12 protein-coding genes are annotated in these 13,613 nt (G+C 54.5%); 10 read left to right on the top strand and 2 right to left on the bottom strand.

Translation table 11 applies throughout. The features are described from left to right. From nuoI to ACFK9X_RS16280, 7 genes are all read left to right on the top strand, one after another. Positions 1–543 (top strand): NADH-quinone oxidoreductase subunit NuoI, encoded by a 543-nt coding sequence (gene nuoI, locus ACFK9X_RS16310; protein WP_000172747.1) that lies wholly within the window; start codon positions 1–3, stop codon positions 541–543. Between the two features lie 10 nt (positions 544–553). Further along, a complete protein-coding gene (gene nuoJ, locus ACFK9X_RS16305) occupies positions 554–1,108 on the top strand; it encodes an NADH-quinone oxidoreductase subunit J (RefSeq protein WP_000393522.1) in 555 nt (184 codons plus the stop codon). Beyond that, entirely contained in the window at positions 1,105–1,407 is a 303-nt protein-coding gene (gene nuoK / locus ACFK9X_RS16300) for an NADH-quinone oxidoreductase subunit NuoK (RefSeq protein ID WP_000612687.1), read from the top strand. The genes nuoJ and nuoK overlap by 4 nt, the downstream gene beginning before the upstream one ends. Beyond that, positions 1,404–3,245, top strand: a complete 1,842-nt coding sequence (gene nuoL, locus ACFK9X_RS16295; RefSeq protein WP_001056582.1) for an NADH-quinone oxidoreductase subunit L — start codon at positions 1,404–1,406, stop codon at positions 3,243–3,245. Before nuoK ends, nuoL begins: the two co-directional genes overlap by 4 nt. Before the next feature lie 313 nt (positions 3,246–3,558). Then, the gene (gene nuoM, locus ACFK9X_RS16290) at positions 3,559–5,088 is read left to right on the top strand and encodes an NADH-quinone oxidoreductase subunit M (RefSeq protein ID WP_151117048.1); all 1,530 of its coding nucleotides are present in this window, start codon (positions 3,559–3,561) and stop codon (positions 5,086–5,088) included. 6 nt (positions 5,089–5,094) lie between these two features. After that, positions 5,095–6,552, top strand: coding sequence for an NADH-quinone oxidoreductase subunit NuoN (nuoN, locus tag ACFK9X_RS16285; RefSeq protein ID WP_000156667.1), 1,458 nt, complete (start codon positions 5,095–5,097; stop codon positions 6,550–6,552). Positions 6,553–7,553: 1,001 nt separating this feature from the next. Further along, positions 7,554–9,335: a VWA domain-containing protein gene (locus ACFK9X_RS16280; RefSeq protein WP_151117046.1), complete on the top strand. Its 1,782-nt coding sequence runs from the start codon at positions 7,554–7,556 to the stop codon at positions 9,333–9,335. 3 nt (positions 9,336–9,338) lie between these two features. Here ACFK9X_RS16280 and ACFK9X_RS16275 read toward each other — a convergent pair whose 3' ends face one another. Together ACFK9X_RS16275 and rbn are read right to left on the bottom strand one after the other, a co-directional pair. Next, positions 9,339–10,340, bottom strand: a complete 1,002-nt coding sequence (locus ACFK9X_RS16275; RefSeq protein WP_000368558.1) for a chemotaxis protein — start codon at positions 10,338–10,340, stop codon at positions 9,339–9,341. A 65-nt stretch (positions 10,341–10,405) separates the two neighbouring features. After that, positions 10,406–11,323: a ribonuclease BN gene (gene rbn / locus ACFK9X_RS16270; RefSeq protein WP_151117044.1), complete on the bottom strand. Its 918-nt coding sequence runs from the start codon at positions 11,321–11,323 to the stop codon at positions 10,406–10,408. 60 nt (positions 11,324–11,383) lie between these two features. Here rbn and ACFK9X_RS16265 point away from each other — a divergent pair, with 60 nt between their 5' ends. From ACFK9X_RS16265 to menF, 3 genes are all read left to right on the top strand, one after another. Continuing rightward, the gene (locus ACFK9X_RS16265) at positions 11,384–11,845 is read left to right on the top strand and encodes a GNAT family N-acetyltransferase (RefSeq protein ID WP_000568158.1); all 462 of its coding nucleotides are present in this window, start codon (positions 11,384–11,386) and stop codon (positions 11,843–11,845) included. 54 nt (positions 11,846–11,899) lie between these two features. After that, positions 11,900–12,205: a stress response protein ElaB gene (gene elaB, locus ACFK9X_RS16260; RefSeq protein ID WP_001519663.1), complete on the top strand. Its 306-nt coding sequence runs from the start codon at positions 11,900–11,902 to the stop codon at positions 12,203–12,205. 100 nt (positions 12,206–12,305) lie between these two features. Further along, positions 12,306–13,601, top strand: coding sequence for an isochorismate synthase MenF (menF, locus tag ACFK9X_RS16255; protein WP_151117042.1), 1,296 nt, complete (start codon positions 12,306–12,308; stop codon positions 13,599–13,601). Positions 13,602–13,613: the final 12 nt, after the last annotated feature.

Raw genomic sequence — 13,613 nt, 5'->3', positions numbered from 1 at the left:
ATGACCTTAAAAGAATTATTAGTAGGTTTCGGCACTCAGGTACGCAGTATCTGGATGATCGGCCTGCATGCGTTCGCCAAACGCGAAACGCGGATGTATCCGGAAGAGCCGGTCTATTTACCGCCCCGTTACCGTGGCCGTATCGTGCTCACGCGCGACCCGGACGGTGAAGAGCGCTGCGTTGCCTGTAACCTGTGTGCGGTAGCCTGTCCGGTAGGCTGTATCTCTCTGCAAAAAGCGGAGACCAAAGATGGCCGCTGGTATCCGGAATTTTTCCGCATTAACTTCTCACGCTGCATCTTCTGCGGCCTGTGCGAAGAAGCGTGCCCGACCACGGCGATTCAGTTGACCCCGGACTTCGAACTGGGCGAATACAAACGTCAGGATCTGGTGTACGAAAAAGAGGATCTGCTGATTTCCGGTCCGGGCAAATACCCGGAATATAACTTCTACCGGATGGCGGGTATGGCAATCGACGGCAAAGATAAAGGCGAAGCAGAGAACGAAGCCAAGCCTATCGACGTCAAGAGCCTGTTACCGTAAGGAGAGGGCAATGGAATTCGCTTTTTATATCTGTGGCCTGATAGCCATCCTCGCGACCCTGCGAGTGATCACCCATACCAATCCGGTACACGCGCTGTTGTATCTGGTGATATCGCTACTGGCGATTTCCGGGGTGTTCTTTTCGCTGGGCGCTTACTTTGCCGGTGCGCTGGAAATTATCGTCTACGCAGGCGCCATCATGGTGCTGTTTGTGTTCGTGGTGATGATGCTCAACCTCGGCGGCAGCGAAATCGAACAGGAACGCCAGTGGCTGAAGCCGCAGGTGTGGATTGGTCCGGCGGTTTTGTCGGCCATTATGCTGGCGGTCATTGTGTACGCCATTCTGGGCGTTAACGACCAGGGCATCGACGGCACGCCGATTAGCGCGAAAGCGGTGGGCATTACGCTGTTCGGGCCTTATGTTCTGGCGGTCGAACTGGCGTCTATGCTGCTGCTGGCAGGCCTGGTGGTGGCGTTCCACGTCGGTCGTGAAGAGCGTGCGGGCGAAGTGCTAAGCAACCGCGCCGATGACCGCGCGAAAAGAAAAACGGAGGAGCGCGCATGATCCCCTTAACACATGGACTGATCCTCGCTGCGATTTTATTCGTCCTGGGTTTAACCGGTCTGGTTATCCGCCGCAATCTGCTGTTTATGCTGATTGGGCTGGAAATCATGATTAACGCCTCCGCGCTGGCCTTTGTGGTCGCCGGGAGCTACTGGGGCCAGACCGATGGTCAGGTGATGTACATTCTCGCCATCAGCCTTGCGGCTGCGGAAGCGAGTATTGGACTTGCGCTGTTGCTGCAACTCCATCGCCGTCGCCAGAACCTGAACATCGATTCAGTAAGTGAGATGCGTGGATGAACATGCTTGCCTTAACCATTATTCTGCCATTGATTGGCTTTGTACTGCTGGCGTTCTCTCGCGGACGCTGGTCGGAAAATCTCTCCGCGACCATTGGCGTGGGCTCCGTTGGTCTGGCGGCGTTGGTGACAGCGTTTGTCGGGATGGATTTCTTCGCCAACGGCAAACAGGCGTTCAGCCAGCCGCTGTGGACGTGGATGTCGGTCGGTAACTTCAACATCGGTTTTAACCTGGTGCTGGACGGCCTGTCGCTGACCATGCTCTCTGTGGTCACCGGCGTCGGCTTCCTGATCCACATGTTCGCTTCCTGGTACATGCGTGGGGAAGAGGGTTACTCCCGCTTCTTCGCTTATACCAACCTGTTTATCGCCAGCATGGTTGTTCTGGTGCTGTCCGATAACCTGCTGTTGATGTACCTCGGCTGGGAAGGCGTGGGCCTGTGCTCTTATCTGTTGATCGGCTTCTATTACAGCGATCCGAAGAATGGCGCGGCGGCAATGAAAGCCTTCGTGGTGACCCGTGTCGGTGACGTGTTCCTCGCCTTCGCGCTGTTCATCCTCTACAACGAACTGGGCACGCTGAACTTCCGCGAAATGGTCGAGCTGGCGCCAGCGCACTTTGCTGACGGCAACAACATGCTGATGTGGGCGACGCTGATGCTGCTGGGCGGCGCGGTCGGTAAATCTGCGCAGCTACCGTTGCAGACCTGGCTTGCCGACGCGATGGCCGGTCCGACGCCGGTCTCCGCGCTGATCCACGCCGCTACCATGGTGACCGCCGGTGTCTACCTGATCGCACGCACGCATGGCCTGTTCCTGATGACCCCGGAAATTCTGCATCTGGTGGGCATTATCGGGGCGATTACGCTGGTCATGGCGGGTTTCGCCGCGCTGGTGCAGACCGACATCAAACGCGTGCTGGCCTATTCCACCATGAGCCAGATTGGCTACATGTTCCTGGCGCTTGGCGTGCAGGCGTGGGATGCGGCGATTTTCCACCTGATGACGCACGCCTTCTTTAAAGCGCTGCTGTTCCTGGCCTCCGGCTCGGTAATTCTGGCCTGCCATCACGAACAGAACATCTTTAAGATGGGCGGTCTGCGTAAGTCCATTCCGCTGGTGTATGCCTGCTTCCTGGTGGGGGGCGCGGCGCTGTCGGCGCTGCCGCTGGTCACTGCGGGCTTCTTCAGTAAGGATGAGATTCTGGCCGGGGCGATGGCGAACGGTCATATCAATCTGATGGTGGCGGGTCTGGTCGGCGCATTCATGACCTCCCTGTACACCTTCCGGATGATTTTCATCGTATTCCACGGTAAAGAACAAATTCATGCTCATGCAGGGAAGGGGATTACCCACCATCTGCCGCTGATTGTCCTGATGATTCTGTCTACCTTTGTTGGCGCGCTGATTGTGCCGCCGCTGCAGGGGGTGCTGCCGCAGACAACTGAACTGGCGCATGGTCGCGTCATGACGCTGGAAATTACCTCTGGCGTAGTGGCGATTGCCGGCATCCTGATTGCCGCATGGCTGTGGCTGGGTAAACGTACGCTGGTGACGTCGATCGCCAACAGCGCGCCGGGCCGTCTGCTGGGCACCTGGTGGTATAACGCCTGGGGCTTTGACTGGCTGTACGACAAAGTATTCGTCAAGCCATTCCTCGGTATCGCCTGGCTGCTGAAGCGCGACCCGCTTAATGCGTTGATGAACATTCCGGCTATCCTTTCCCGTTTTGCAGGCAAAGGCCTGGTATTGAGCGAGAACGGTTATTTGCGCTGGTATGTGGCATCCATGAGCATCGGCGCTGTCGTTGTGCTGGCACTATTGATGGTACTGCGTTGAGTTTGTTGGCTGGATGAACGACTGCCGGATGGCGCAGTGCTTATCCGGCCTACAAACCCAAAAATAATTTTTAGAATTCGTTGAAAATCTGTTCCTGAAGTACAGGCGTCATCGGCGAAGTCAGACCGGATACCGCCAGCGCACAGCAACCGGAGCGTACTGAAGTACGTGAGGATGATTCGCGAAGCTCACCCCTACGGGGCCGTCCTTACGGACGTTCAAAACGCGCTGCGTTTTGTGTGAGCACTGGCAGGATTTGGGCTGACGAGTGAGATAGCCTGAGCAGGAGTAAACATAAGGGACATACTTAGCTATGTTATTACCCTGGTTGATATTAATTCCCTTTATCGGCGGCTTTCTGTGCTGGCAGACCGAACGCTTTGGCGTGAAGGTGCCGCGCTGGATAGCGCTGATTACCATGGGGCTGACGCTGGCGCTCGGTCTGCAATTGTGGTTGCAGGGCGGCTACTCACTGACGCAATCCGCCGGTATTCCGCAGTGGCAATCTGAATTTGTCCTGCCGTGGATCCCGCGTTTTGGCATCTCTATCCATCTGGCGCTCGACGGACTGTCGCTGCTAATGGTGGTGCTGACCGGCCTGCTCGGCGTTCTGGCGGTGCTTTGCTCCTGGCGAGAAATCGAAAAATATCAGGGCTTCTTCCACCTGAACCTGATGTGGATCTTAGGCGGCGTTATCGGCGTGTTCCTGGCCATCGACATGTTCCTGTTCTTCTTCTTCTGGGAAATGATGCTGGTGCCGATGTACTTCCTGATAGCGCTGTGGGGCCACAAAGCTTCTGACGGGAAAACGCGTATCACGGCGGCGACCAAGTTCTTCATCTACACCCAGGCAAGTGGTCTGGTGATGCTGATTGCCATCCTGGCGCTGGTCTTTGTGCGCTACAACGCGACCGGCGTGTGGACCTTCAACTATGAAGAGCTGCTGAACACGCCGATGTCCCACGGTGTGGAATATCTGCTGATGCTGGGCTTCTTCATCGCCTTCGCGGTGAAAATGCCGGTGGTACCGCTGCATGGCTGGCTGCCGGATGCGCACTCCCAGGCGCCGACCGCCGGTTCCGTCGACCTGGCCGGTATCTTGCTGAAAACCGCCGCTTACGGTCTGCTGCGTTTCTCCCTGCCATTGTTCCCGAACGCGTCGGCGGAGTTTGCGCCGATCGCTATGTGGCTTGGCGTTATCGGCATTTTCTACGGCGCGTGGATGGCCTTTACCCAATACGACATCAAGCGTCTGATTGCTTATACCTCCGTTTCCCACATGGGCTTCGTGCTGATCGCTATCTACACCGGCAGCCAACTGGCGTACCAGGGCGCGGTGATTCAGATGATTGCGCACGGTTTGTCCGCAGCCGGTCTGTTCATTCTGTGTGGCCAGTTGTACGAACGTCTGCATACGCGTGACATGCGTATGATGGGCGGCCTGTGGGGCAAGATGAAGTGGTTGCCTGCGCTGTCCATGTTCTTTGCGGTGGCGACGCTCGGGATGCCGGGCACCGGTAACTTTGTCGGCGAATTTATGATTCTGTTCGGCAGCTACCAGGTGGTGCCGATGATTACCGTGATCTCCACCTTTGGGTTGGTATTCGCCTCTGTATACTCGCTGGCGATGCTGCATCGCGCTTACTTTGGTAAAGCGAAGAGCCAGATTGCCAGCCAGGAACTGCCAGGGATGTCGCTGCGCGAGCTGTTTATCATTCTGTTGCTGGTGGTGCTTCTGGTACTGCTTGGCTTCTATCCGCAGCCGATTCTGGATACCTCGCATTCTGCGATGAGCAACATCCAGCAGTGGTTTGTTAATTCCGTTACTACTACAAGGCCGTAAATCGCCATGACAATAACTCCACAACACCTGATTGCGCTGCTACCGCTGCTGATCGTCGGCTTGACGGTGGTGGTTGTGATGCTCTCCATTGCGTGGCGACGCAATCACTTCCTCAATGCCACGCTGTCGGTCATTGGGCTTAACGCTGCTCTGGTTTCGCTTTGGTTTGTCGGCCAGGCTGGGGCAATGGACGTCACGCCGCTAATGCGCGTTGACGGCTTTGCGATGCTCTACACCGGGCTGGTGCTGCTGGCGAGCCTCGCCACCTGCACCTTTGCCTACCCGTGGCTTGAAGGCTATAACGATAACCAGGAAGAGTTCTACCTGCTGGTGTTAATCGCCAGCCTGGGGGGAATTCTGCTGGCAAACGCCAACCACCTGGCGGCGCTGTTCCTCGGTATCGAACTAATCTCACTGCCGCTGTTCGGCCTGATTGGTTATGCTTTCCGCCAGAAACGCTCGCTGGAAGCCAGTATCAAATACACCATCCTCTCCGCCGCCGCCTCGTCTTTCCTGCTGTTCGGGATGGCGCTGGTCTATGCGCAGTCCGGCAACCTGTCTTTCGAAGCGCTCGGTAAGAGCCTCGGCGATGGTATGCTGCACGAGCCGTTGCTGCTGGCGGGCTTTGGCCTGATGATTGTCGGTCTGGGCTTTAAACTCTCTCTGGTGCCGTTCCACCTGTGGACGCCAGACGTTTACCAGGGCGCGCCTGCGCCGGTTTCCACCTTCCTGGCGACGGCGAGCAAAATCGCTATCTTCGGCGTGGTAATGCGTCTGTTCCTCTATGCGCCGGTAGGCGACAGCGAAGCGGTACGCGTGGTGCTGGGCATTATCGCCTTTGCCTCTATCATCTTCGGTAACCTGATGGCGCTGAGCCAGACCAACATCAAACGTCTGCTCGGTTACTCTTCTATTTCTCACCTCGGCTATCTGCTGGTAGCGCTGATTGCCCTGCAGAGCGGCGAGATGTCGATGGAAGCGGTAGGCGTTTACCTGGCCGGTTATCTGTTCAGCAGCCTCGGCGCGTTTGGCGTGGTCAGCCTGATGTCCAGCCCGTTCCGCGGCCCGGATGCGGATTCTCTGTACTCTTACCGTGGTCTATTCTGGCACCGCCCGGTTCTTGCCGCGGTGATGACGGTGATGATGCTGTCGCTGGCAGGTATCCCGATGACGCTGGGCTTTATCGGCAAATTCTACGTGCTGGCGGTCGGCGTTCAGGCCAGCCTGTGGTGGCTGGTCGCCGCCGTGGTGGTGGGTTCCGCGATTGGTTTGTACTACTACCTGCGCGTTGCGGTGAGTCTCTACCTGCACGCGCCGCAGCAACCGGGACGCGACGCGCCGACAAACTGGCAGTACAGCGCAGGCGGTATCGTGGTGCTGATCTCCGCGTTGCTGGTGTTGGTACTGGGCGTCTGGCCGCAGCCGCTGATTAGCCTTGTGCAACTGGCTATGCCGCTGATGTAATGCCGCGTTGATGATGTCAATAACCGCCGATTTATCGGCGGTTGAGGCTGATGAGCAACACCGGAGCCTCTAAATGTTGGATTGCATCCAACTTATGAAAACCTGTGACGCATAGAGACCATAGACTCGTTGGGTGAGGCGTAGCCGAAACCCAACACTTTTCCAACGAACACAGAACCAGATGCCGGATAAGGCGTAGCCGCTATCCGGCATCAACGTTGTATTAGTGGCGTAGGTTGGGTGGAGCGAAGCTAACCCAAATTCATACCCAACACGTCCCGACGAACGAAGAGCCGGATGTTGGGCGGTTCCGTAAGCGCCAGCGGTTTCATATGGGTAATTCACAATAATTGTCGAAGTGTTAAACATATGGCCCATTACTCCGCTATAAAAATTATAACGTGACTGTCATTTCTCAGGATCGCTGATAAAAACTCAGCAGTTTGTCCATTTCTTGCATCAGGCAGTGGAACAACTCTCCCAACTGTTTTCGTGACCCGTTTCCCGGATAAATGTTTATTCATCGACTTCAATGGGAAAAATTTGATCTGAAGCGTATTTCTGTCAGCGTTTTTCAGGGCGTCCGATCGCGCTCAGTTCATTATTTCGTGTGACGGCGGCATATAATATCTTTCCATCAATAACGTGAGTATTGGCACGGCTTAATGGATTGCTGTTTGGCGGGTTGTAAAAGGAAGTGCTGGCGAGGGCACAGTGCAGATAGTCCCCCATCTTATATATTCACTTTTGGTAAATCGGTCACTGTAAATAGTGTTCTTCATGCAGAATCTGTGGGTCGAACGGCAGCAACTGATTAAGCCTGTCATCTTAAACGTAAATATTATTTGTCTCAAAAATATAATTATCTTTTTTATTATGGGTGGTTATTAACGCAGGTAATATTATTTTCTACTTTCGTCATGCTGATAATAAAAGTAAAGCGGAATATAATGCAGGACATCTGCAGAGAATTACCCGAATATAATTGAAAAGGAATTTGTATGCTTAACGGAAAAACATTAATGCTGTTGTTGGGTGGGGTTATTCTCTCGGGCTGTGGGCCGGAGCCCTCCGACCCGCAGGGAAATAATCCGGCTGAGTTAAAACAGAAGCGGACTATCCAGAAAGAAAATAGCGCTCAGGCCGGGGATGACACTGTCCAGAAAAGACAAGCCGAGGCCGCCCAACAGGCTGCGAAAAAAGCAGCCGAATATGCTGAAGCCAAAGCCCTGGCAGATGCCAAAGCGGCATCTCTGGCAACAGCCGAAGCACCGCAATATGTAATGCAGACACGTGCCGCGGCACCAAAAGCGTTCGCTGCACAAGGCGGTAATGTAATGGGGACCGCGCGTTACGAACACTACGATGAAAATCCAATTAAACAGGTAAGTCAGGCGCCGCTCGCCACGTTTAGTCTGGATGTAGACACTGGCAGCTACGCTAACGTGCGGCGCTTTCTGAATCAGGGACAACTGCCGCCGCCGGAAGCCGTGCGGGTAGAAGAGATGCTCAATTATTTTCCCGCGCCTCAGCCCGTTGCGGATAAGCAGGATAACACTAAACCCATTGCGGCCTGTATACCGATGCCATTTGCGGTTAAATACGAACTGGCTCCCTCGCCGTGGAACGCGCAGCGTACGCTATTAAAAGTTGATGTTCAGGCCCGGGACATGCAGACCAGAGATCTACCACCTGCCAACCTGGTTTTTCTCATTGATACTTCCGGCTCTATGCAGCCAGCGGAACGCCTGCCGTTGATCCAGTCGGCGCTAAAACTGCTGGTGAACGATCTGCGTGCGCAGGATAACATCACGATTGTGACCTACGCGGGCGGCACTCACGTCGCGCTGGCGTCTACAGCGGGAAATAACACAACCGCGATTAAAGCGGCAATTGATAATCTGGATGCTTACGGGAGTACCGGTGGTGAAGCGGGATTACGGCTAGCCTACGAGCAGGCCGAAAAAGGGTTTATCAAAGGCGACGTTAACCGCATTTTGTTGACCACCGACGGTGATTTTAACCTCGGTATTACCGATCCCAAAGACATCGAAGCGCTGGTAAAAAAAGAGCGTGAGAAAGGTATTACCTTATCTACGCTGGGCGTCGGCGATGACAATTTCAACGAAGCCATGATGGTGAGAATTGCTGATGTGGGTAACGGCAATTACAGCTACATCGACTCCCTCTCTGAGGCGCAAAAAGTCCTCAAGGATGAGATGCATCAAACGCTGGTCACCGTTGCCAAAGATGTAAAATCGCAAATCGAATTTAATCCGCAGTGGGTGACTGAGTACCGGCAGATTGGTTATGAAAAACGCCAACTGCGCGACGAGGATTTCAATAACGATAAGGTTGATGCCGGTGATATCGGCGCGGGTAAACACGTCACGCTATTCTTTGAACTGACGCTTAACGGGCAGAAAGCCTCGGTGGATAAACTGCGCTACGCTCAGAACAAAGCCGCCTCAAAGACAACAAAATCAAGCGAGCTGGCGTGGATCAAATTGCGCTGGAAAGCGCCGCAGGGCAGCGAAAGTACATTAGCCGAGTTCCCGGTCGTTATGGGAAAGATGCCGATCTTTGCTGGCGCCTCTGAAGATTTTCGTTTCCGCGCGGCGGTAGCGGCTTTCGGGCAAAAACTGCGTGGCTCAGAAACGCTGGCAGATACGACCTGGCCGCAAATTATTAAATGGGGTGAACAGGCGCGCGGGGAAGATAGACAAGGCTATCGCGCGGAGTTTATTAAACTGGTAAAACTGGCGGAAGGCTTGTCTCACTAAGCGTCAGGCGCTTTTGCGGCTGATCAGTGGTCCCTGGCTGTTTGTTGCTGCGCGCTCCAGCACTTCCTGAATGACCGAAGAGAGTTCGTTAATCTCAAACTTAGCCACGTAGCCGTCGGCCTTCACCTTACGTATATGATCTTCGTTGGCGCTGCCGGAAAGGGAAGAGTGAATAACGACCGGGATCTTTTTCAGCCGTTCATCGGTTTTAATTTTACGCGTTAACGTAAAGCCATCCATCTCCGGCATCTCAAGATCTGTCAGGACCAGCGCGATTTTCTCGCTAATTGGCTTACCTTCGGCCTCCGCTTCCTGCGCCAGTTGCTGGATTCTCTCCCATGCATCCTTGCCGGTCACATGCATCTGATGCGGAATTCCCATTGCGTTCAGCCCTTTTTCCAGCATCGCGCGGGCGACTTTGGAGTCTTCCGCCACAATGGCTACCGCGCCTGGGGTAATATAAAATTTATTGGTCTTTAGATTGGTGGCGCGCAGATCGTGGCTGGAGGGGACAATATCATAAAGGATCTGCTCAACGTCGAGCACCAGCGCCAGGTTGTTGGTTTCTTTGTTATCATCCAGGCAGGCAATACTGGTGATGTAGCGACCGTTGACGGCTTTCTCGGCGGTATGCACCTGTTGCCAGTCAAGACGCATAATATTTTCCACCGACTCGACGGCAAATGCCTGTACGCTGCGCGCATATTCGGTGATCAGCAAAATATTCAGCCCGGTTTCCGGCTTGCAGCCCGCTACCGCTGGCAAATCAATCACCGGAATGACCTGATCCCGAATATTGACCATGCCCAATAGCGGCGCTTTCATGCCTGCCGGGCGCGTAAAGGCGGGCATTGGTACGATTTCGCGCAGCTTAAATACATTGATGCCGAACAGCTCTGACTTCTGTTCATGCAGCGATGTACCAAGACGGAATAACAGCAGTTCAAAACGGTTGGACAGGGTTAAATTGGCCCTGTCATCAATATCTTTCTGAAAATTGTCCATCCTAACCTCATTATGAAAGCCTGCCTTTTTTAGTGTTATCGGCAATGAGGACAAAAAATGGAGCGCTAAACCGGGAAAACAGAAAAATCGTAAGCCAGTTCCGTCGCCGGGAAAATAGCGCGGCATTCCGCCAGTAAGCGCTGACAGCCTTTATCGTCATAGCGTGAGCTAATATGGGTCATGATCAGCCGACCGACGGCAGCTTCCCGCGCCAGCGTCGCGGTTTGACGGGTGGAGCTGTGTCCGCGAGCGTTGGCTTTCTCCTCCATTGACGCATCCAGCGTGGTTTCATGGACCATCACATCCACGCCTTGCGCCAGCGCGAGGGCGGCCTCGCAGGGCGCGGTATCGCCGAAAATCGCCACTGATTTCCCGGCCACGGCGGGAGCAAGGTAGTCGGCGCCATTGATCTGCCTTCCATCGGCAAGTGTGACGGTTTTTCCTGCCTTCAACGCCTGAAACAGCGGGCCGGGCGTAACGCCTGCGGCTTTTAACGCCCTGGCATTCAGCGCGCCAGGCTTGTCATGTTCAACAACGCGATATCCGTAGCACTCCAGTGGATGCTCCAGCCTGAACGCGGTCACTTTACGCAGACCGTCGTCAAGAATATCGCCCGCGCTAATTTCTTCAATTTGCAACGGAAAATCGGTCCATGAACCGCTAAGGCGCAGTGTGGTTGCAATAAACTCACGCACGCCTTGAGGTCCGTATACGGTTAGCGGATGGGGATTCCCCGCCATCGACCGGCTGCATAGCAGACCCGGCAGGCCAAACAGATGATCGCCGTGAAGATGACTGATAAAAATGCGCTCAAGCTTACCGGGATGAAACGCGGTATTAAGCATTTGATGCTGTATCCCTTCGCCGCAATCAAAAAGCCACACTCCCGGCTGCGTTGGATGTTGCAGATGTAATAAAATTGCCGTTACATTGCGTGAGCGCGTGGGAACGCCTGCGGACGTACCTAAAAAAATTAATTCCATCTTGTCCATACACGTTTGGTTATCGTTTAACCCAAGATTACCACAACACAGGAGCGCATCATGATTGACTGGCAGGATCTCCACCATAGCGAACTTACCGTTCCTCAACTTTACGCGTTACTCAAATTGCGCTGCGCAGTCTTTGTGGTAGAACAGCGCTGTCCTTACCTGGATGTGGATGGCGATGATTTAGTCGGCGACAATCGGCATATTCTGGGCTGGCATCAGGGTGAGCTGGTGGCGTATGCGAGGATTCTGAAAAGTGATAACGAATCAGAACCGGTTGTCATTGGCCGGGTGATCGTCAGCGATGCCTGGCGAGGGGCGAAACTGGGCCAGCAATTAATGGCGAAAACGCTGGAATCTTGTGGGCGGCACTGGCCGGATAAGCCGCTATATCTGGGGGCGCAGGCGCATCTACAACCTTTTTATGCGCGGTTTGGTTTTATTCCGGTTACCGATGTTTATGACGAAGACGGCATTCCGCACCGGGGAATGGCGCGGGAGGTTCATCAGGCATAAACCGAAACCGTTGACTATAGTTAGGAGCAGGTGTTAACACAACGGAGAATGAGAATGTCATATCAATTTGGTGAATCACGTGTTGATGATGATCTGACTTTGCTCAGCGAAACGCTGGAAGAGATTTTACGTTCCTCAGGCGATCCCGCCGATCAAAAATACATTGAGCTGAAAGCCCGCGCGGAACAAGCGCTGGAAGAGGTGAAAAACCGCGTAAGCCATGCGTCGGATAGCTATTATTACCGGGCAAAGCAGGCCGTTTATAAAGCGGATGACTACGTTCATGAAAAACCCTGGCAGGGTATTGGCGTAGGCGCGGCGGTAGGACTGGTACTTGGACTGCTGCTGGCGCGGCGCTAAATCCCCCTACTGAACAGAATTGCAACCCTCCCTAAATGAGGTACTGCTTTTTTAGGGCAGTACCCCGTATAATGTGGGGTTTTTAACAGGGAGGGGCCGCGTGCATTCTATTACTACTGCGCTGGAAAATCTGACGCGTCAGCTATCGCAGGAGATACCGGCGACGCCAGGGCTTTGCGTTTTCGATGCGCCTTTCCCTTTAAACGATGCCTTCGATGCATTGAGCTGGCTGGCCAGCCAGTCATCCTTTCCGCAATTCTACTGGCAACAGCGCAATGGCGACGAAGAAGCTGCCGTTCTCGGGGCAATCACCGTTTTTTCATCGCTCGATCTGGCGCAACGGTTTTTACGTCAGCACGCGCAGCCTGACCTGCGTATTTGGGGGCTGAATGCGTTCGAGCCGAAAGAGGGCTACTTATTGCTGCCGAGGCTGGAGTGGCGACGTAGCGGGGGTACGGCGACCTTACGCTTACATCTGCACAGTGACGTTTCGCTACGTGATGATGCGCGCCTGGCGAAAGCGTTTCTCGCTTCTCTGGTCGGTATTAAGCCTGTTCCGGCGCTGCGCCTTTCGCTCACGAGCGAACAACACTGGCCGGACAAAGACGGTTGGGTGAAGCTGATTCAGCAGGCTACCTACACCATTGCGCAAGAGGCGTTTGATAAAGTTGTGCTGGCGCGGGCCACCGACTTACAATTCTCCCGTCCGGTCAATGCCGCCGCGATGATGGCGTCCAGTCGTCGTTTAAATCTCAACTGCTACCACTTTTTTATGGCCTTTTCCGCCGATACCGCCTTTCTGGGATCATCGCCGGAGCGGCTCTGGCGGCGGCGTGAAACGGCGCTGCGTACCGAAGCTCTGGCCGGGACGGTGGCGAACCATCCGGATAACCATAAAGCCTGGCAGCTTGGCGAATGGTTAATGAAAGACGATAAAAACCAGCGAGAAAATATGCTGGTTGTCGAAGACATCTGCCAGCGACTGCAAAACTGCACCCACTCGCTGGATGTGCTGCCGCCGCAGGTGCTCAGACTGCGCAAGGTACAGCATTTGCGCCGCTGTATCTGGACGGCGCTTAATCAGGCGGACGACACGCTCTGCCTGCACCAGTTACAGCCTACCGCAGCGGTCGCCGGGATCCCTCGTGAACCCGCGCGTTGTTTTATAGAACAACATGAGCCGTTCGAACGTGAATGGTATGCCGGGTCGGCAGGCTATCTCTCCACGCGGCAAAGTGAGTTTTGCGTGACGTTACGTTCAGCCAAAGTGACGGCCAATGTGGTGCGATTGTATGCCGGCGCGGGAATCGTCCGCGGCTCCGATCCGGAACAGGAATGGCAGGAAATAGATAATAAAGCGGCCGGGTTACGTACCTTATTGCAGATGGATGCGTAATGAGTCACATAT

It is taken from the genome of Salmonella sp. WC3, assembly GCF_042932255.1.
Taxonomy (GTDB): Bacteria; Pseudomonadota; Gammaproteobacteria; order Enterobacterales; family Enterobacteriaceae; genus Salmonella; species Salmonella enterica.
This window is presented reverse-complemented; position numbering and strand designations above follow the sequence as displayed.

Excerpts from the sequence above, each read along its gene's own strand:
- elaB (WP_001519663.1), top strand. The coding sequence starts at position 11,900 with ATGTCATATCAATTTGGTGAATCACGTGTTGATGATGATCTGACTTTG.
- nuoM (WP_151117048.1), top strand. The coding sequence starts at position 3,559 with ATGTTATTACCCTGGTTGATATTAATTCCCTTTATCGGCGGCTTTCTG.
- nuoN (WP_000156667.1), top strand. The coding sequence starts at position 5,095 with ATGACAATAACTCCACAACACCTGATTGCGCTGCTACCGCTGCTGATC.
- nuoL (WP_001056582.1), top strand. The coding sequence starts at position 1,404 with ATGAACATGCTTGCCTTAACCATTATTCTGCCATTGATTGGCTTTGTA.
- rbn (WP_151117044.1), bottom strand. The coding sequence starts at position 11,323 with ATGGAATTAATTTTTTTAGGTACGTCCGCAGGCGTTCCCACGCGCTCA.
- nuoK (WP_000612687.1), top strand. The coding sequence starts at position 1,105 with ATGATCCCCTTAACACATGGACTGATCCTCGCTGCGATTTTATTCGTC.
- ACFK9X_RS16265 (WP_000568158.1), top strand. The coding sequence starts at position 11,384 with ATGATTGACTGGCAGGATCTCCACCATAGCGAACTTACCGTTCCTCAA.
- nuoJ (WP_000393522.1), top strand. The coding sequence starts at position 554 with ATGGAATTCGCTTTTTATATCTGTGGCCTGATAGCCATCCTCGCGACC.
- nuoI (WP_000172747.1), top strand. The coding sequence starts at position 1 with ATGACCTTAAAAGAATTATTAGTAGGTTTCGGCACTCAGGTACGCAGT.
- ACFK9X_RS16275 (WP_000368558.1), bottom strand. The coding sequence starts at position 10,340 with ATGGACAATTTTCAGAAAGATATTGATGACAGGGCCAATTTAACCCTG.
- ACFK9X_RS16280 (WP_151117046.1), top strand. The coding sequence starts at position 7,554 with ATGCTTAACGGAAAAACATTAATGCTGTTGTTGGGTGGGGTTATTCTC.